This window comes from Phytohabitans rumicis (assembly GCF_011764445.1).
GTDB classification, from domain to species: Bacteria; Actinomycetota; Actinomycetes; order Mycobacteriales; family Micromonosporaceae; genus Phytohabitans; species Phytohabitans rumicis.
In genome coordinates this window covers 7,456,717-7,474,157 of the sequence record NZ_BLPG01000001.1, presented here as the reverse complement: position 1 = coordinate 7,474,157, position 17,441 = coordinate 7,456,717, and the positions used below count along the sequence as shown (strand labels likewise).

14 protein-coding genes and 2 pseudogenes are annotated in these 17,441 nt (G+C 68.3%); 10 read left to right on the top strand and 6 right to left on the bottom strand.

From position 1 onward, the window contains the following. Nucleotides 1-24: 24 nt before the first annotated feature. Nucleotides 25-750 carry a hypothetical protein gene (locus Prum_RS34095; protein ID WP_173080255.1) on the bottom strand — a complete coding sequence of 242 codons (726 nt, stop codon included), beginning with the start codon at nt 748-750 and terminating at the stop codon, nt 25-27. Nucleotides 751-851: 101 nt separating this feature from the next. On the opposite strand from Prum_RS34095, the pseudogene Prum_RS34090 reads away from it, so the two are divergent. From Prum_RS34090 to Prum_RS34075, 4 genes and pseudogenes are all read left to right on the top strand, one after another. Next, nucleotides 852-3,238: pseudogene (locus Prum_RS34090) on the top strand (arylsulfatase). 12 nt (nt 3,239-3,250) lie between these two features. Next, nucleotides 3,251-4,177: a formylglycine-generating enzyme family protein gene (locus tag Prum_RS34085; RefSeq protein ID WP_281369070.1), complete on the top strand. Its 927-nt coding sequence runs from the start codon at nt 3,251-3,253 to the stop codon at nt 4,175-4,177. Between the two features lie 712 nt (nt 4,178-4,889). Next, nucleotides 4,890-5,408: a SigE family RNA polymerase sigma factor gene (locus Prum_RS34080; RefSeq protein ID WP_173080253.1), complete on the top strand. Its 519-nt coding sequence runs from the start codon at nt 4,890-4,892 to the stop codon at nt 5,406-5,408. Next, nucleotides 5,405-6,592 carry a hypothetical protein gene (locus Prum_RS34075; protein ID WP_173080252.1) on the top strand — a complete coding sequence of 396 codons (1,188 nt, stop codon included), beginning with the start codon at nt 5,405-5,407 and terminating at the stop codon, nt 6,590-6,592. The genes Prum_RS34080 and Prum_RS34075 overlap by 4 nt, the downstream gene beginning before the upstream one ends. Here the strand turns inward: Prum_RS34075 and Prum_RS34070 are convergent. Together Prum_RS34070 and Prum_RS34065 are read right to left on the bottom strand one after the other, a co-directional pair. Further along, a complete protein-coding gene (locus Prum_RS34070; RefSeq protein ID WP_173080250.1) occupies nt 6,587-7,291 on the bottom strand; it encodes an HAD family hydrolase in 705 nt (234 codons plus the stop codon). The two genes, Prum_RS34075 and Prum_RS34070, sit on opposite strands and share 6 nt — an antisense overlap. Nucleotides 7,292-7,336: 45 nt before the next feature. After that, nucleotides 7,337-7,969, bottom strand: coding sequence for a TetR/AcrR family transcriptional regulator (locus Prum_RS34065; protein ID WP_173080248.1), 633 nt, complete (start codon nt 7,967-7,969; stop codon nt 7,337-7,339). A 92-nt stretch (nt 7,970-8,061) separates the two neighbouring features. Between Prum_RS34065 and Prum_RS34060 the strand changes: the two genes are divergently transcribed. Further along, the gene (locus Prum_RS34060) at nt 8,062-8,619 is read left to right on the top strand and encodes an NADPH-dependent FMN reductase (RefSeq protein ID WP_173084454.1); all 558 of its coding nucleotides are present in this window, start codon (nt 8,062-8,064) and stop codon (nt 8,617-8,619) included. After that, nucleotides 8,586-10,070, top strand: a complete 1,485-nt coding sequence (locus Prum_RS34055; RefSeq protein ID WP_218577464.1) for a DHA2 family efflux MFS transporter permease subunit — start codon at nt 8,586-8,588, stop codon at nt 10,068-10,070. The genes Prum_RS34060 and Prum_RS34055 overlap by 34 nt, the downstream gene beginning before the upstream one ends. A 243-nt stretch (nt 10,071-10,313) precedes the next feature. On the opposite strand, the gene Prum_RS34050 is transcribed toward Prum_RS34055, so the two are convergent. Together Prum_RS34050 and Prum_RS34045 are read right to left on the bottom strand one after the other, a co-directional pair. After that, nucleotides 10,314-11,282 (bottom strand): aldo/keto reductase, encoded by a 969-nt coding sequence (locus Prum_RS34050; protein WP_173080246.1) that lies wholly within the window; start codon nt 11,280-11,282, stop codon nt 10,314-10,316. After that, nucleotides 11,249-11,926: pseudogene (locus tag Prum_RS34045) on the bottom strand (EamA family transporter). Before Prum_RS34045 ends, Prum_RS34050 begins: the two are co-directional and overlap by 34 nt. Nucleotides 11,927-12,046: 120 nt before the next feature. Here Prum_RS34045 and Prum_RS34040 point away from each other — a divergent pair. The 3 genes from Prum_RS34040 to Prum_RS34030 all read left to right on the top strand — a co-directional run bounded on the left by Prum_RS34040 (nt 12,047) and on the right by Prum_RS34030 (nt 15,611). Continuing rightward, nucleotides 12,047-12,496 carry an Lrp/AsnC family transcriptional regulator gene (locus tag Prum_RS34040; RefSeq protein ID WP_173084450.1) on the top strand — a complete coding sequence of 150 codons (450 nt, stop codon included), beginning with the start codon at nt 12,047-12,049 and terminating at the stop codon, nt 12,494-12,496. 663 nt (nt 12,497-13,159) lie between these two features. Beyond that, nucleotides 13,160-14,053, top strand: a complete 894-nt coding sequence (locus Prum_RS34035; RefSeq protein ID WP_173080244.1) for a choice-of-anchor Q domain-containing protein — start codon at nt 13,160-13,162, stop codon at nt 14,051-14,053. A gap of 52 nt (nt 14,054-14,105) precedes the next feature. After that, nucleotides 14,106-15,611: a hypothetical protein gene (locus Prum_RS34030; protein ID WP_173080242.1), complete on the top strand. Its 1,506-nt coding sequence runs from the start codon at nt 14,106-14,108 to the stop codon at nt 15,609-15,611. A gap of 368 nt (nt 15,612-15,979) precedes the next feature. On the opposite strand, the gene Prum_RS34025 is transcribed toward Prum_RS34030, so the two are convergent. Next, on the bottom strand, nt 15,980-16,768 hold the full coding sequence (locus Prum_RS34025) for an SDR family NAD(P)-dependent oxidoreductase (RefSeq protein ID WP_173080240.1): 789 nt from the start codon (nt 16,766-16,768) through the stop codon (nt 15,980-15,982). 73 nt (nt 16,769-16,841) lie between these two features. On the opposite strand from Prum_RS34025, the gene Prum_RS34020 reads away from it, so the two are divergent. After that, the gene (locus Prum_RS34020) at nt 16,842-17,432 is read left to right on the top strand and encodes a TetR/AcrR family transcriptional regulator (protein ID WP_173080238.1); all 591 of its coding nucleotides are present in this window, start codon (nt 16,842-16,844) and stop codon (nt 17,430-17,432) included. The last annotated feature ends 9 nt before the right edge of the window (nt 17,433-17,441 follow it).

Genomic DNA, 17,441 nt, shown 5'->3' with positions numbered 1-17,441 from the left:
ATGTAGCAGCAGTTTTGCCGGTAATCAACCGCCATTGGGCAGTGGCCAGACCGTTCCCGGCGGGAGTGTCGCTTGCCGGGGAATGCGCCGGGCTCGGACGATGAGCACGATGGATAGAACAGTCACCCAAACTGGGAAGACGGTCACGAGCAGTGTGTTGAGGCTGGCGGCGAGCAACAGGAATAGCCCGACTGGATATCCGAGCCAGTTGAACCAGGTCGGCAGGACGTGGGTGTGCCGGCCGATCGACGAGGTGGTTAGCACGAATATCGCGGCCATGCGCATGGCGAGCACGACGACGGTCACCTGGCCGAGCTGCGGGAACAGGCGCATTGATGATGGGTCGGGTGTGGCGTTCGCGAGTTGAATTCCCGCGGCGTCGATGGAGAAGGCAGCCCCGCCGATGAGGAAGAGCGCGACGAAGATGATTCCCGCGATCAGTTGGACGTTCGAGAACAGTGAATGCTCCGGCCGGCCGTATGAGGCGACCCACGTTCGCAGGGCGACGATAAACCAGACGAAGGAGATAGCGGCGAATGGCATGAGGTACAGTCCGGCCACCAGCACCGACTGCCGCTCGCCTCCGCCATAGAATGCGATGAGTTCTGCGTCGGAGGCGTTGATCCCCGGCGCTCGGCGCAGGATCCCCAAAGAAGACAGGACCAGGACCGCGTGGAGGAGGCCAAGGCCGGCGGTGAGGTAGGCGGCCCGGCGCCGCGAACGCCCCTCCTGCTGGGCTGACTCAGACATGCCTCACCTACCTGCGGATCCGATACCGGGGAACCTACCCGCTCTTTTCGCAGAAAACGTATGAAGCTCCTGTACCGGGCATACCGTGAAGCTGACGGGCCATGCCGGGAGGGAGCGGTGAGATGAACCAGCCGTTCAAGGGGACGATCAACGTCGACATTCGGGACTCGGCGCCCGATTGGACGCCGTTCGAGCCGCCGAAGGCGCCGGACGGGGCGCCGAGCGTGGTCTACATCGTGCTCGATGACGTGGGGTTCTCGGCAATGTCCGGCTACGGCGGACCGATCGAGACGCCGAACATCGACCGGATCGCGGCCGATGGCATCCGTTACACGCAGTGGCATACGACGGCGCTGTGCTCACCGACCCGGTCGTGCCTTCTGACCGGGCGCAACCACACGCGAAACTCGATGGCCTGCATCACCGAGGCCGCGGTCGGGTTCCCGAATGCGAGCGGGACGATCCCGCCCGAGAACGGCATGATCTCCGAGATCCTCGGCGAGCGGGGCTGGAACACCTACATGGTGGGCAAGTGGCACCTGTGCCCGACCGTGGAGATGAACGTGGCCTCGACTCGGCGGAACTGGCCGTCCGGGCGGGGTTTCGAGCGGTGGTACGGATTCCTGGGCGCCGAGACCAACCAGTGGTATCCGGACCTGGTCTACGACAACCATCCGGTGGACCAGCCGAAGTCGCCTGAGGAGGGTTACCACCTCACCAGCGACCTCACCGACAAGGCGCTGGAGTTCATCAAGGACGCGAAGACCGTCGCGCCGGACAAGCCGTTCTTCCTGTACTACGCCCCGGGGCCGCCCACGCGCCGCACCACGCCCCGAAGGAGTGGATCGCCAAGTTCGCCGGGCGGTTCGACATGGGGTACGAGGCGATGCGGGAACAGACGCTGGCCAGACAGAAGCAGATGGGGATTGTCCCGGCCGACACCGAGCTCCCGCCAGCCAACCCGATCGGCACGCCGCAGACCCGCACGGGCCCCGCGGGCCAGCCGTTCCCGCCGCTGGACTTCACCAAGCCGTGGGACTCGTTGACCGGCGACGAGAAGCGGTTGTTCGCGCGGATGGCCGAGGTGTACGCGGGCTTCCTCGCTCACGCCGACCACCACATCGGCCGGCTGCTGGACTATCTGGAGGAGTCCGGGCTGCGCGACAACACCATGATCATCCTGGTGTCGGACAACGGGGCCAGCGGCGAGGGCGGACCGAACGGCTCGGTCAACGAGAGCCTGTTCATGAACGGTATCCCCGACGACATGGCCACCAACCTGGCGATGCTGGATGAGCTGGGCAGTCCGAAGACGTACAACCACTACCCCAACGGCTGGGCGATGGCGTTCAATACGCCGTTCAAGATGTGGAAGCGGTACGAATTCAACGGCGGCACCGCCGACCCGTGCATCATCTCCTGGCCTTCGGCCAAGGCCGGCACGACCGGCAAGGGCGAGATCCGCCACCAGTACCACCACGCGGTCGACATCGTACCGACGATCCTGGACACGCTCGGCGTCGAGCCGCCGGAAAGGATCAAGGGGCACGTCCAGAGCCGCTTCGACGGCGTGAGCATGCGTTACAGCGTCGGCGACCCGTCGGCGCCTTCGGCCCGCAGGACGCAGTTCTACTCCATGCTCGGCTCCCGCGGGATCTGGCACGACGGATGGAAGGCGGTTACCACCCACCCCACGATCAGCGGCTGGAGCAACTTCAACGACGACACCTGGGAGCTGTACCACACCGACGTCGACCGGGCCGAGGTGCACGACCTGGCCGCCGAGCATCCGGACAAGCTCCGCGAGCTGGTGAACCTGTGGTTCGCCGAGGCCGGCGACAACGGGGCGTTCCCGCTCGACGACCGTTCACCGCTTGAGATCTTCCTAACGCCGAGGCCGCAGCTCGCGCCCCACCGCGACCGGTACGTCTACTTCCCGGACAGCGCCGAGGTACCCGAGGCGCAGGCGGTCAACGTACGCAACCGCTCGTACACGATCGGGGCGGTGGTGGACATCCCCGCTCCCGGCGCGCAGGGTGTGCTGTTCGCCCACGGCTCCCGGTTCGGCGGACACGCCCTCTACGTGAAGGACAACCGGCTGCACTACGTGAACAACTTCGTCGGCATGATGGAGCAGAAGGTCGACGGTACCGAAGACCTGCCGGTCGGTGAGAACCTCCTCCTTGCGGCCTCCTTCGACAAGGACGGCGAGAACCCGCCCGGGGTGTCCACCGGGATCCTGACGCTGTACCACGGCGACCGGAAGGTCGGCGCGGCCCGCATCAAGACCCAACCCGGGACGTACTCGATCGCGGGCGAGGGCCTATGCGTTGGCCGCGACAGCGGCGAGGCGGTGACCAGCGACTACGCGGGCGACCACGACCACCGGTTCACCGGGGGCACGATCAGGCGCGTCGCCGTCGACGTGAGTGGCGAGCCGTACGCCGACCTGGAGCGCGAGGCCCAGGCATTGCTGGTGCGGGAATAGGACCACGCGGAGGTGGTCTGGATCCCGGCCGGCGAGTTCATGATGGGCTCGGACCGGCACTACCCGGAGGAGGCGCCGCCGCACCGGGTCGCGGTGGAGGGATTCTTCATCGACCCGCACCCGGTCACCAACGACGATTTCGCGGCGTTCGTCGCCGCCACCGGCCACGTGACGCTCGCCGAGCGCATGCCGGAGGCCGACGAGTACCCCGACGCGGATCCGACGCTGCTGGTACCTGCGTCGGCTGTGTTCACCCCGCCCGGGCGGCGGGTGCCGCTGACCGACGCGTACCGGTGGTGGTCCTCCGTGCCCGGCGCGGACTGGCGCCATCCGCGCGGACCGGACAGCTCGATCGACGGGCTCGGCGACCACCCCGTCGTGCACCTGGCGTGGGCGGACGCCGCCGCCTACGCGGCCTGGGCGGGCAAAGCGCTGCCCACCGAGGCGCAGTGGGAGTACGCCGCCCGTGGCGGCCTCGACGGCGCCGAGTACGCCTGGGGCGACGACGAGCTGACCCCGGACGGGCGGCACATGGCCAACGTCTGGCAAGGCGAGTTCCCCACCACCAACGAGGCGACCGACGGGTATGCCTGGACCTCGCCGGTGGGCACCTTCGCCCCCAACGGCTACGGCCTCTACGACATGATCGGCAACGTGTGGGAATGGACCGCCGACTGGTGGTCAGCCCACAAGCCAGCCCCGGCGGCCACCTGCTGCGGCCCCTCCCCGCGCACCAACCCGACCGGCGGCACCGAGGCACTGTCCGTCGACCCGACGCAGCCGCTGACCGCCCGGATACCACGACGAGTGATGAAGGGCGGATCGTTCCTGTGCGCCCCGAACTACTGCCGTCGCTACCGCCCCGCCGCCCGCCTACCCCAGCCGATCGACACCTCTACCTGCCATCTCGGATTCCGCTGCATAACCCGGCCCACGTGACCGGGCACGGTCATCTGCCATGGCAGAGCACCCGCGGGCGGCCATCTTGGCCCATCGAGCAATCGTCGCCGGCGGCCGCTGGAGTCGCCACCAGGAAAGTCATCGCCGTCACTGCGGCAGCGACCACCGCCAGGACATTCACAACGGTTCGGAACCAGATCAATCTCATGCGGCCATGTTCACCGACGCCGAGGCTGTCCGGGAAGAGTAGCGGCGGTACCCAGGCCAGGGGTTACGCCCGACCGGAATAGGTTTGTCCGGGCAGATATGCCCCGGCCCGCCTCACCTGCGGACCGCACGCTCCCGCGGGCACCGCGCAGGTCGGCGGCTCGCAAGCGCTCGCCGAAACCCCCGACCAGCGCTGCCAGCCCCGCGGCACAAGACCCAAGGACAACGGCCGAGCGCCGCCCGGGAGACTAGTTTTAGGCCCCATACCTGAGAGGCATTTTTATGACTGTGAGGTATACGGCCCAGAAACCAGCCTGCCCTTGAAGGCGTCACGGGCTGTGAGGTCGTCGACCGCGCAGGGTGAGGCCGCGGGAGCGACGGTCTGGACTGCGACGAGCGCCGCGGTAGCCCAGAACTCGATCCTGATTCTGAACCTGATGTGCTCGTTGACCTCTTGCTCTCCGGTGCAGGCCGGCGAACCTTTTGTTGGCCTGGGTGCGTCCGGGAGGGTGAGCGGGCACCCGCCCGCGCCAAGGAGAGACCGGTGGGGTCACGTGACTGGGCCACGTTCGCCGAGTTCGTCTCGGCTCGTACGACGGCGCTGCACCGCGCCGCGTACCTGATGGTTGGTGATGTGGGCTTGGCCCAGGACCTGGTGCAGGAGGCCCTGGTCAAGACCTACATCGCCTGGCCGCGGCTGCGTGAGTTCGGGGCCGCGGAGACGTACACGCGCAAGGCCATCACGACCACCGCGATCGGCTGGTTCCGGCGTAAGCGGTGGTCGGCTGAGCGGGCGTCGGACCGGCCGCCGGACACGCCGGCGCCGGGCCACGCCGACGGCGTGGCCGACCGGACCTGGCTATGGCAGTGCCTGCAGCGCCTGCCCGCCCGCCAACGCGTCGCGATCGTGCTGCGTTTCTACGAGGACCTGACCGAGGCGCAGACCGCCGAGGCGATGGGTTGCGCCGTCGGCACCGTGAAAAGCCAGGTCTCCGCCGGCCTTGCCAAGCTCCGCACGCTCGTCGGCGACGACGTGCTGCCATCCGAGGTGACGATCCCATGACCAACTCCCTGAAGGACATGCTGGAAGACCAGGCGGCGTCGGTCGCCTTCCAAGCACCCGACCTGCAGGCCATCGCCCGTACCGGCGGCCGGCGGATCCGCCGCCGCCGGGCGGTGACCATGCTGGCCACCGTGACGGCTGTGGCTCTGGTCGTGAGCACCGCCACCGCCCTGTTCGCTGCAGGCGGCGGGCAACGACCGGACGTGGCCACCGACCCGGGGCCGACCGCTCCCGTGTCCTGGGCGCTCGGCTCGACGATCCACGACGGGGAACAGAGCATCGAGGTGGGCCACCGCGTCCGCGCCTACGTGCGCACCACGCTCGGGTTCGTCACGCTCGACGACGCCGACAACGTCTACTCCGTCACCGGCCAAGGCGTCACCCGGATCGGCCACACCGTCGCCCCCCACTCCCAAGGCACCGACCAACTGCGCCTGTTCTCCGACCCCCGCGGCACCCTGGCCGGCTGGCTGGGTCAGGAGGACTCCTCCCGACTGGTCCTACAGGTCCACGACCAGGCGACCGGCAAGACCCGCAGCTACGGAACCGAGGGGGCCACACCGCCGGACAGCGCCGTGTTCTTCGCCATCGACGACCACACGGCCTACTGGCGCAACGTGACCACGGAAAGCGTCTTCGCGCTTAACCTCGACACCGGCGACCAACGGCCGTTGGCCAACGCCGACCAGACCCGCACCCTCGAAATCTGGAGCGTCCGCAACGGCGTGCTGGCCTTCAGCCAGGATCACCGACTTGGCGGCAACCTGACGTCCTTCCGCGTCGGCCGGTCAATCACCGATGCTCGCGAGTTCGCCCTCGCCACGAACACGGAGGCCGACGACCAGATCCAACTGTCGCCGACCGGTGCTTGGGCGAGCTACCTGCTCTACGAGTTCAACGGACCCCCGCAGCAGGACGACGTGCGCGCGTTCACCGGGCAGGTCCGGGACACCAGCACCGGTGACCTGATCCCCCTCAAACTTCCAAATACGGCAATAGCGTTCCCCGGCGCCTGGCTCGACAACACCACGCTCCAGGTCTTCGCCTACGCGCCGCCGCAACAGGCAAACATGTACAGATGCACTGTTCCCGACGGAACCTGCCAGATCGCGGCCGATCTGCCGGCAGACAAAATCGACGGCAACAACCTCGTACTGCCCGGCGGCAACTGGACCGGGTCATAGCCTGCCGTTCCCGACCATCTGCAGAACCATTCCCAGGCCGTGAACCGGGCCTTCGGTCCGAGGCAGGATCAACGTTCTAATCTTGAGAGCAACTCCGCCGACGTCGTCCCTGGGGCTGTCGCCGACCATCAAGGTTTGGCTGCCCGGAACGTCAAGCAGTTCCAGCGCGCGGGCATAGATCGCCGGGTCGGGCTTCACCAGACCGACCTCGAAGGACAGCACCACACCGTCCAGTAGGCCACTCACCCCAACTCGATCGAGGAGCGGACGAATGTCCAGCCCGATATTGGACAGCACCACGAGCCTGACGCCACGCGACTTAAGTTCTCGAAGGACAGGGAGGGTGTCGACGAAGGGCACCCACTGATCCGGCATCACTGCGTACAGTGCGGCGATCAGATCGGGTTTGATGCCGGGATACAGCGCGACCGTCCTGTTGAAGACGTCCCAATGGCGCTCCCGGCTGAGATCGCGCTCGCTTCTGGGGTCGATCGTGTGGGCGTGCTGCCAGATCTGGTCAAGATGCTCACGCAGGCCCGCGATCTGATCGGCGCTCAGGTCCGGCTCGGCGTCTGCTTCCTCGGCCAGACGGCGAAGAGCGGCCTCGATCCAACGACCGGCGTCGCCGCCCTCAACCAGCGTGCCATGGAAGTCAAAGATGACCCCCTTGATCGGTTCGGGCGCCTCGTTGATGATCATGCCGCAGCCTATCCGCCGCGCACCCTCGGCCTCGCATCAGCTCCTCTATGAGGTGGGGTGGTAGCCGTACAGGAAGGTGCGGACGCCCTCGGCGACCATCGTGGTGATCTCGTCCGGGGTGGGGGTGCGGCCCTCGCGGATGGCTGTGGTGCTCTCGAACGTGGTCAGCGCGGCGAACTGCAGCGCCATCCGTTCCGGGTCTCCCGACCGCAGCACGCCCCGCTCGACGAGTGCGCCGAGGCGCCGGATCACCTCGGCGCGTACCCGTAGCGGGCCGGCCTGCCGCCAGGCGTCCAGCATCGCGGGCGGGAAGTGCCGGCGCTCGGCGTTGATCTGCTGGACCAGCGCGAAGTGGTCGGGGAAGTCGAGGCCGTGCGCGACGAGGGCGTGTCCGATCGCGAGGAGCTGTTCGTCGGGGTCGGTGACGCCGCGCAGGCCATCCTCCACATAGGACGTGAACGCGTCCGCGACCCGGGTGGCGCTCAGCGCCAGCACGGTGGAGAAAAGCTCCTCCTTGCTGGGGAAGTGCTTGTAGAGGGTGCGCGTGGAGACGCCGGCCTCCCGTGCGATCGCGTCGGTGGTGGTGCGGGCGTACCCGTCGCGGCCGAAGACCGCGCGCGCCGCCTGGATGACCGCGTCCCGTTTGGCTGGCCGCCCACGCGTGGGCGGCTGTGACATCTCCGACATGGTCTCCCCTCGACGGACGAGCAGCGCTAATTTCTGCCGTATACGTTTTACTTTACATCAGCGGGAGGCATCCCATGGATCACGTGCTCAAGCTCGCGGTCATCCTCGGCAGCGTGCGGCCCGGCCGCAAGGCCGAGGCCGTCGGGCGATGGGTCCAGCGCCACGCGGCCCGGCGCCCGGGCGTCGAGGTCGAGCTGGTCGACATCGCGGCGTACCGGCTGCCGGTGCTCGACGAGCCGCTGCCCGCGGCCTACGGCCGCTACGCGCGGCCACACACCAAGGCGTGGGCGGACACCATCGCCGCCTTCGATGGGTACGTCTTCGTGACCCCCGAGTACAACCGGTCCATCCCCGGGCCGCTGAAGAACGCGATCGACTACCTGTACGCCGAGTGGCACAACAAGGCCGCCGGGTTCGTCAGTTACGGCCTCGACGCGGCCGGCACCCGGGCGGTCGAGCACCTGCGCGTGGTGATGGGCGAGCTACAGGTCGCCGACGTGCGGGCGCAGGTGGCGCTGAGCCTGGGCGGCGATTTCGACGGCGACGCCTTCGCGCCCGGGCCGCACCGCGACGGCCAGCTGGACACGATGCTCGACCAGCTCACCGCGTGGAGTGGCGCGCTGCGGTCGGTCCGGCGGTGACGGCCACCGCCCGGCCGGTCGAGCCGGTCGGGCCCGACGAGGCGATCCGGTGGCCAGTGTGGCGGCTGGCGATGGTGATCGCGTTCGCGGCGTTCATGAGCCAGCTCGACACCTCGGTCGTCAACGTCGGGCTGGACACCATCGCCGCCGACCTGGGCGCCAGCCTGGACGACGCGCAGTGGGTCGCGAACGCGTACCTCATCGCCCTGGGCCTGTCCCTGCCGGCCAGCGGCTGGCTCGGCCGGCGCTTCGGCGCCGGCCGGGTGTGGTTCGCCGCGCTGGCCGGCTTCACCATCACGTCCGCGCTGTGCGCGCTCGCCGGCGGCGTGTGGTGGCTGGTCGCGGCGCGCGTCCTGCAGGGGTTGACCGCCGGGCTGCTGCTGCCGGCCGGCCAGACCATCCTCGGCCAGGCCGTCGGCCCGCAGCGACTCGGCCGGGTGATGGCCACCCTCGGCGTCGCGGTCTCCCTCGGCCCGGCGCTCGGCCCGGTCGCCGGCGGCCTGATCATCCACAGTGGCTCCTGGCCGTGGCTGTTCCTGATCAACCTGCCGCTCGGCGCGCTCGCGCTGTACCTCGGCCGGCGGTTCGTGCCGCGCGGCCGCCCGGCCGCGCACCCGGGCCGGCTGGACTGGCCCGGCCTGCTGATGGTCAGCGCCGGCGTGCCGCTGCTGGTGTACGGGCTCACCGCGTGGGGCGAGCGGGGCAGCCTGGCGGCGCCGGGCGCCGTCGGCCCGGTCCTGGCCGGCGCGCTGCTGCTGGTGGCGTTCATCGGGTACGCCCGCCGGGCCGCCCGCCCGGTGCTGGACCTGCGGCTGTTCGCCGGCCGGGCGTACGCGGCGGCGACCGCGACCGCCGCGTTCACCGGCGCCACCATGTTCGGCGCGACGCTGCTGTTCCCCCTGTACTTCCAGATCGGCCGGGGGACCAGCGTGCTGCAGACCGGGCTGGCGCTGATCCCGCTCGGCCTCGGCACCGCGGTGGCCCTGCCGGTCAGCGGCCGGCTGCTGGACAGGTTCGGCGGCGGCATGGTCAGCCTGTTCGGCGGGCTCGGCACGGTCGCCACCACGGTGCCGTTCGCGGTCGCCGGCACCGCCCTGCCCACGCCGGTCGTCCTCGGCCTGCTGTTCCTGCGCGGCGTGGCCATCGCGTTCGCCGTCGGGCCAGCGGCGATCGCCGCGTTCAAGGCGGTCACCGCGGACCAGCTCCCGGACGCAACCACCCAGGTGAACATCGCGCAGCGGATCGGCGGCGCGCTCGGCGGCGCCACCTTCGCGGTCATCCTGGCCGGGCGACTGGCGGGCGGCGTGGACGCCGCGTTCCAGACCACGTTCTGGTGGCTCACCGCCGCCTCGATACTCGGCCTGGCCACCGCCGCCTGGCTGGCAGCAGCCGAACGGCCGCGACGAGACGACCCGACGCCCCATGAACGACAGTTGCCCAGGTCACACTGATATGCGCCAAGACGACGGAAGCTGAGCACCAGTTCGAGCGTCCCGCAGCGGCGGTCGCGTTGAGGTGAGGAAAATCAAAAGATGTTGAGCTGCCGCGACGGACATCGCGGCAGCTCAGAATTCGATCCTGAACCTGACCTTAAAATCTCCATAGACAACAGTCCGATTGCGACGTGTGCGGATGTCCGAGCTCTCGCGGCTAGCCGGTGAACGGCGGGGTCACCGTGGGGGGCGCGCGGTGGGCTATGAGTGGCCGAACGGGGCGCGGTGGCGGTAGGGGGCTTCCAGCCTGGCTACGTCCTCGTCACTGAGGGCCAGGTCCACGGCGGCGAGGGCGTCGTCGAGGTGGTGGGGCTTGGTCACGCCGACGATGGGCGCGCTCACCGGCGCCTTGCCCAGCAGCCAGGCCAGCGCGATCTGGGCGGGTGGCCGGGTGTGTCCGGCGGCGACTGTGCGCAGCGCGTCGATGACGTCGGTGTCGTTGTCGTCGACGCGCTGCGATCCGTCGGCTTGCTCGGCGATCGCGCGCGGTGTGTCGTGCCGGCCGCCGGCGAGCAGCCCTCGGGCCAGCGGGCTGTACGGCAGGACGCCGACGCCTTGATCGGCGCAGAGCGGAAGCATCTCCCGCTCTTCCTCACGGTAGAGGAGGTTGTAGCGGGTCTGCATCGACACGAACCGGGTCCAGCCGCCCGCCTGTGCGGTGTATTGGGCCTTCGCGAACTGCCAGGCGTACATCAGGGACGCGCCGAGGTAGCGCACCTTGCCGGCCCGGACAACGTCGTGCAGCGCCGCCATGGTTTCCTCGATCGGTGTCTCTGGATCCCACCGGTGAATCTGGTACAGGTCGATGTAGTCGGTGCCCAACCGCCGCAGCGAGGCGTCAACGGAGTCCATGATGTGCTTTCGGGACAGGCCGCGGTCGTTGGGACCCGGCCCCATCGGAAAGAAGAGCTTGGTCGCAAGCACGTAGTCGCCGCGCCGGGCGAACAGCTTGCCGAGCAACCGCCCGGTGACTTCCTCGCTCACGCCGCCGGAGTACATGTCGGCGGTGTCGAAGAAGGTCACGCCAGCGCCAACGGCGTGCCGGACGATCGGCTCGGCCGCGTCCTCGGATAGAAACCACGCTTCTGCGGTGGGATCGCCAAAGCTCATCATGCCCAGGCCGATCCGCGACACCTTCAGACCGGACGAGCCGAGCCGGACGTACTGCATTCTGATTCCTCCCGATCGGTGTTAAGGGACGGCTGCTGGTGGATCGCGACCGCGACGGCCACCAGCGCCACGCCGAGCAGGTCATGGACCATCGGCAGTTGGGCGAGGACGAGCAGCCCGATGACCGTGGCGGAGGCCGGCAAGATGCTCAGCATCAACGCGAAGGTCGCCCGGCGCAGCCGGGCCATGGCGAGTTGGTCGGTCACGTACGGGATGACCGAGGAGCAGACGCCAACCGCGACACCAGCCAGCAGCCAGCCGGGCTGGTCGAAGGCCGGCGCCGAGTTGGTCGACTCCGCCCCGCTGGGAGCCGTCACGCGGTCCGGTGTTGGCGACCCGGTGGGCAAGAGTCACGTAGAGCATGAACAGCGCGCAGTTCGCAAAGGCGAACCCGAACCCGAGTGGCGCGCCGGCCAGCCGGATGTCGGTGAGGGTGAACACGCCGGCCACGGCGAGCCCGAGCGCGAGCGTGTTACGCAGGCTTCTGACCCCCACACCGCGAACACCAGGGCGGCGCTGACAATCCTGAGCCAGGTAACCCCGAGCACATCCAGCCGGGCGAACAGCAGCACCGCGAACGCCGGGCCGAGGTAGTGGAAGACGGCGCTGACCGCGATGAACGCCGGAGCCGCTGGTTCCCTCACCCCGAGTATCTTCCAAAGCACAAAGCAGATCGTGAAGGGCAGATTGAAGCCAGGAGGCGTAACTTGCCTGGAGAAACAAGGCCAAGAGGTTCCAATTCCTTAGACGACCGGGCGAGACTCCTGGATGCCGTGAACCTGCGTGTGTTGTCCGAACTGCAGGCCAACCCGCGCCTGTCGATGTCCGAGCTGGCCCGCCGTGTCGGCATGTCCGCGCCAGCGGTCACCGAACGTGTACAGCGGCTGGAAACCGCGGGCGTGATCGTCGGCTACCGGATGGACATCGATCCAGCCGCGCTCGGCATGCCGGTCACCGCGCTGGTACGTATCCGGCCAGGCCCCGGCCAGCTACCCACGATCGCTCGGGCCGCACACGAAATGGCGCAGGTGGTCGAGTGCTATCGAATCACCGGAGAAGACTGCTTCCTCCTCAAGCTTCACGCACCGTCGATCGGCGAACTCGAAGAAATCCTCGACCGATTCCTCCTCCTCGGGCAGACCACCACCTCCATCGTGGTCTCCACGCCCGTACCCGCTCGACCGCTGCCGTTGCCAACCGCAGCGCCGGAATAACCCAGGCCGACGCACTACTTTCGGCATCGCTGTCCGGTCGCCGACGAAACGGCAGCCGAGTGCGCTGCCCGCCCGCATGATGATGTTCAACTCGTCAAGAAGGGACATGAAGCCGTTGGTACGCAAGGTTTTCGGGATCGTGCTGGTCGCCGCATGCACGCTGCTCTCGACCGCGACACAGGCCAGGGCGGACGGGCAGCCCAGCGAGGTCGCGGTCGCCATGACGGGTGTCGACTCTGGAGACTGCGCGCCGAGCGCGCCGTGCCGCACCGTTGGATTCGCCCTGCGGCGGGTCGCGCAGTCCGGGATCGTGCGGGTCGGTCCCGGGCGATACCGGGAGAACGTCGTGGTCGGCGAGGGGCAGCAGGTCAGCATCGTCGGCGCGGGCGCCTTGGCCACTGTCCTGGATGGTCAGCGCGCCGGCTCGGTGATCACCCAGGAGTCCTGGGGCACACTGTCGCTGTCGGACCTCAGCATCACCAACGGGCACGCCAACGGCGTGGACGACGTCGACAGAGTCGGCGGCGGCATCGTGGCCCTGGGGGACCTATCCCTCACCAGGGTCTGGGTCTCGTACAACGCGGCAGGAAACCTCGGCGGCGGCCTGCTGGCCCTCCGTACCGTCACCATGACCGATAGCGTGGTAGCCCACAACGTCGCCGGTTGGCACGGCGGCGGCATCGCCGCACTCCGCGCCAGCCTCATACTGCGACGGTCCACGGTCGCGCAGAATTCGTCGTCCCGACCTGGCGGGGCATCTACAACGACGCCGGCCCCACCACCATCGAGGACTCGACGATCTCCGGCAACTCCACGCAGGGCGGCGACGCCAGCGCTCTCCTCCAGGACCATGGCCGCATCGAGCTTCGCCACGTCACAGTCGCGGGCAACCACGGCGGCTCCGCCGCCGTCTCGGGCACCCACATCTGGCGACCCGACGTACGTGGATCGCTGTTCACCGGCAACGCCGGCGCGGACTGCGACCTGCGCGAGCGGCCAGACAGTCCCGACCACGTCGACGAGTACAACACCAGCGACGACGGCACCTGCGGCACCGCCACCCCCGCCGGCCAGACAGACCTCCAGCCGCTGTCCGACAACGAAACCCTCACCCGCAGCCATGCCCTCGGCGAACACAGCATCCTGCGTGGGGCCATCCCCATCACGCACACCCTCTGCGATGGCACCGACCAGCGTGGCCTATCCCGACACTCCACCGGCGCCGCCTACTGCGATATCGGCGCCCACCAGTCGATCCCCACGCTGCCGCGCAACGTCGCCGCCCCGGTAATCCCGACCTTCCTGGCCTGGGGCTTGACCATCACCGCGGACCCCGGTGGCTGGTACGCCGCCGGCGACGTCCACTACACCTACGCATGGCAACGCTGCACCCCCGCCGGCCCGTGCACCACGATCCCCAACAGCGACTCCCCGCACTACACCGGCGACGTACCAGACAGCGAGCACCACATCCGGGTCATGATCACGGCAACAAACGGCCATGGCACAAGCGCCCCCGCCTACTCCAACCTGACCGACGAGGTCGCCTACGGCTGACCAATTGGAGCAGCCGGCTTGCTGATTGACGTATACTTATATAGTTCTCTGTATGGAGACCGTCCTCCTCGATCTGGTTGATCCACCGAAGTGGTGGTTGCGAATCGGGCTTGAAAAGGGCGGCCCGGTCAGCGGCTGTCCTGAGCAGGGATGCGATACGTCAGCGCTGACCACAGTGGATTTGTACTGCGAGACGCATGGGCGTTTTCTGCCCGCTGCCCGCGTGATACCAAGCAAGCTGGTGGCAGCAGCGATCAACATCGCCCGGGTGGCCGTATGCGCGGCGTTCGTGCTGGCCGCTCAGATCAAGACGTCGTTGCCACTGTTTCTGGTGGGAGCCTTGGTGGCGGCCGTTGTGCTGTTGCCACCCCTTCGGCTCTACCCGATCGCGCTGCGCTGGGCGCTGGCCTGTTGGGCGCTGGTCACCGTGCTCACTCTGATTTTCAGTTGGACCTCACTTACGGCACAGCGAATCGCCGTCCTGACACTATTGATAGTGCTAATGGTGATCACTGCGGTCCACCTTGGACCGCTTGCCGCCAAGAGCAGCAGCCAAGCTCTAGTCGAAGGCAGCGGCGTCAGATCGGTGACCGCCCGGGTGCGAGGCTACGTCGCGGCGTCGGCCGCCATCCTGCCAGTGGCACTGACGGGATGGCTCGCGCTTGTGCTGCTCCAAATGGCGTGGCCGATCGACACAGGGCGGATACGCGATTTCCTGTTGACCACGGCGATCGCAACGATCGCCGTGGCCGGGCTCACCGCGATCGTCTTCGGGATCCTCTTCAGCGGCAACACGGTCGACTTCTCGTTTCGAAGACCGGTTGGCCCACCCCGCAAACCAAGCGCGCTGACATGGAGTCTGGCCCGTTGGCGACCGAAGCAGATCTCCGACCGCGACCTGGCCGATCGTGTCAGCCGCGATGTCACCATGCTGCTTTTCCAGGTCGCGCAGGCACTGGTGTTGCTCGCGCGATCGGCCGTCCAGTTCGCCCGCCTCCTGCTCTACGCCGCGGTCTACCTCCTGTCCACCGGCGTCAACGCCATCCTCTCGGTGATGCTTTGGGCGGCGCTGTGGATCGCCTCGGTGCTTGTCGGGGCCGCGCAGAGCCTGAGGGGTGCCGTACGGGTGCTTAACAGAGCCATTCCGCACACACTTCGGGTTGTCGTCTTGCCGGTGGTATTCATGGCCTATGCCGCCGCGCTGACCCTGTTCTGGTCGCGGCGAACCTACGCTTACCTGGTCGACGGAACAGCCTGGGCCTTGGCGGAAAGCTTGCTGGCCGCCGCCAGCGCCGTGGTGCTGTTGACGGCCACATGGACGGCGCTGTCCGGGCTGCCGGTCCGCGCGACCACGCGTTCGGCAACGCGCACGCTGGCCATCTTCGGCGCGAACGCGCTCGTGTTGCTCGCGGTCGGAGGCTGGGCCGTCGGCCTCGCTGGAACCTTCGGCCGAGGCGAGATCCGCGTCGGCCCGGTAACTATCGTGGCCTCCGTGATTCTGCTGACGGCGTGGCTATGGAGCCGCCGCCGCTCCGCACCAGGCAGCGAGGGTTCTTAGCCTACCGTGGCGCGCCGATTGGAGACGGTGGAGAAGCGGCGGCGCCGGGGCGGTTGATCTCGATGATGGCGCCGAGGCCGGCCCCGAGGATCCCGAACGGCAGCGCCCACACCAGCTCGAAGCCGAGAACCCAGACTATGGCGCCGTGGAGGGCGACGGCGCAAGGAAACGCCGCAGTAACACGCCTCGGTGTTGTCTGGCCTTGCGCCCGCTGTGATCACCTCGGCGGGGCTGCATCGGAATACAACCCGAGGAGCGTGCATGACCCGTCCAGACTGAAACTACTCATCACGCGCAGCTAAAACCGCGCCTCGGCGTGAGTTGACCGGCAGGCAGCCGTGTCGACTGCGGTACCACGGTGGCTACGCCTAACGACGGGCCTGCCGGCCCATGAGCCGGACGATCAGGCGGCGCGGCAGGAACCTGCTGGCCAGGGCGACGGGGCGGCCGTTGGTGATCACCGACGGGGGCGCGGAGCGGCGGTCGAGGGTGTCGAGGGCCTTTTTGACGACGTCGGCGGGGGTGGCTCGCTTCGAGCCGTAGTCGGCCGATTGGCTGCCGGCGGCGTCGAAGAACTCGGTCTGCATGGCGCCGGGGCAGACGGCGAGGACGTGTAGGCCGGTGCCGCGGGTCTCTTCCCACAGCGATTCGGTGAAGCTGAGGACGAAGGCTTTGGTGGCACCGTAGACACTCAGGTACGGGGTCGGCTGGAAGCCCAACAGGCTCGCGACGTTGATCAGGATGCCGGTGCCGGCGGAGGTTAGCGGGTCGATGTAGGCGCGGCTGAGGTCGACCAGGGCGCTGACGTTCAGCGCGATCATGCTCTGCACGCGGTCTGGGTCCTCGTCGGTGAAGGCGTTGTGGGTGCCGAAGCCGGCGTTGTTGACCAGCCCGGTGGCGTAGATGCCGCGGGATTCGAGCTCGGCACGCAACGTGCGGCCGGCGTCCGGCAGGCCGAGGTCGCGGGCGACGACGGTGACCGTGACGCCGTGGGCGCGGGTGAGCTCGTCGGCCAGGCTCTTGAGCCGGTCCGCTCGGCGGGCGACGAGGACGAGGTTCGAGCCACGGCGGGCCAGCTCGCGAGCGAATTCCGCGCCGAGCCCGGAGCTGGCTCCGGTGACGATGACGGTCTGGTGGCGGTAGTCAATCTTTCTCATGCCATACACACTACGCACACTTCTGCACGCAGTGCAAGTTGCTACATCACATGCACTGTCGTACCATCGGTGCATGGCTCAGAAACCGACACCTCTTCGCGAGCAGACCCGCTCGGTGGTCCGCTCGCTGCTGGCCCGCACCGCTACCGAACTGTTCGCGGCCAAGGGGTACGACGACACGACACTGGAGGAGGTCGCCACTGCCGCGGGTGTCTCCCGGCGGACGCTGTTCAACTACTTCCGCAACAAGGAAGATCTCGCGCTCAGCGGCCTGGCAGAGCAGGGTGAGCTGATCGCCGCACGCCTCGCCCAGCGCCCGGCCGACGAGGATGCCTGGGCGGCACTGCGCGCGGCGTTTCAGGTACTCGAGGAGATCGACATCACGCCCGAGCGCCGGCTCGAGCTGGTCAAGCTGTTATTCGGCAACGAGTCACTGCGCGCCGGCCACGCCGAGAAGCAGGCTCGCTGGCAAGACCTGTTCGCACCGCTGATCGAGCCGCGATTGCCCGACTCCGACCGCCGCACCCTCCAGGCGCGTGCGATCGCGGCCGCGGCGATCACCTGCCTGCAAGCAGCGAACGAGGAGTGGGCGCGCCTGGGCGGACAGGCCGAGCTGTTCGACCTCTACGACGCGGCCGTGCACGCCATCCGCCGCCCCGCCTAAAGCCCAGCC

Bases quoted from the DNA above. Each gene is read 5' to 3' on its own strand.
- Prum_RS34095 (WP_173080255.1), bottom strand. From the start codon at position 750: ATGTCTGAGTCAGCCCAGCAGGAGGGGCGTTCGCGGCGCCGGGCCGCC.
- Prum_RS34025 (WP_173080240.1), bottom strand. From the start codon at position 16,768: ATGAGAAAGATTGACTACCGCCACCAGACCGTCATCGTCACCGGAGCC.
- Prum_RS34075 (WP_173080252.1), top strand. From the start codon at position 5,405: ATGACCAACTCCCTGAAGGACATGCTGGAAGACCAGGCGGCGTCGGTC.
- Prum_RS34070 (WP_173080250.1), bottom strand. From the start codon at position 7,291: ATGATCATCAACGAGGCGCCCGAACCGATCAAGGGGGTCATCTTTGAC.
- Prum_RS34020 (WP_173080238.1), top strand. From the start codon at position 16,842: ATGGCTCAGAAACCGACACCTCTTCGCGAGCAGACCCGCTCGGTGGTC.
- Prum_RS34065 (WP_173080248.1), bottom strand. From the start codon at position 7,969: ATGTCACAGCCGCCCACGCGTGGGCGGCCAGCCAAACGGGACGCGGTC.
- Prum_RS34030 (WP_173080242.1), top strand. From the start codon at position 14,106: ATGGAGACCGTCCTCCTCGATCTGGTTGATCCACCGAAGTGGTGGTTG.
- Prum_RS34050 (WP_173080246.1), bottom strand. From the start codon at position 11,282: ATGCAGTACGTCCGGCTCGGCTCGTCCGGTCTGAAGGTGTCGCGGATC.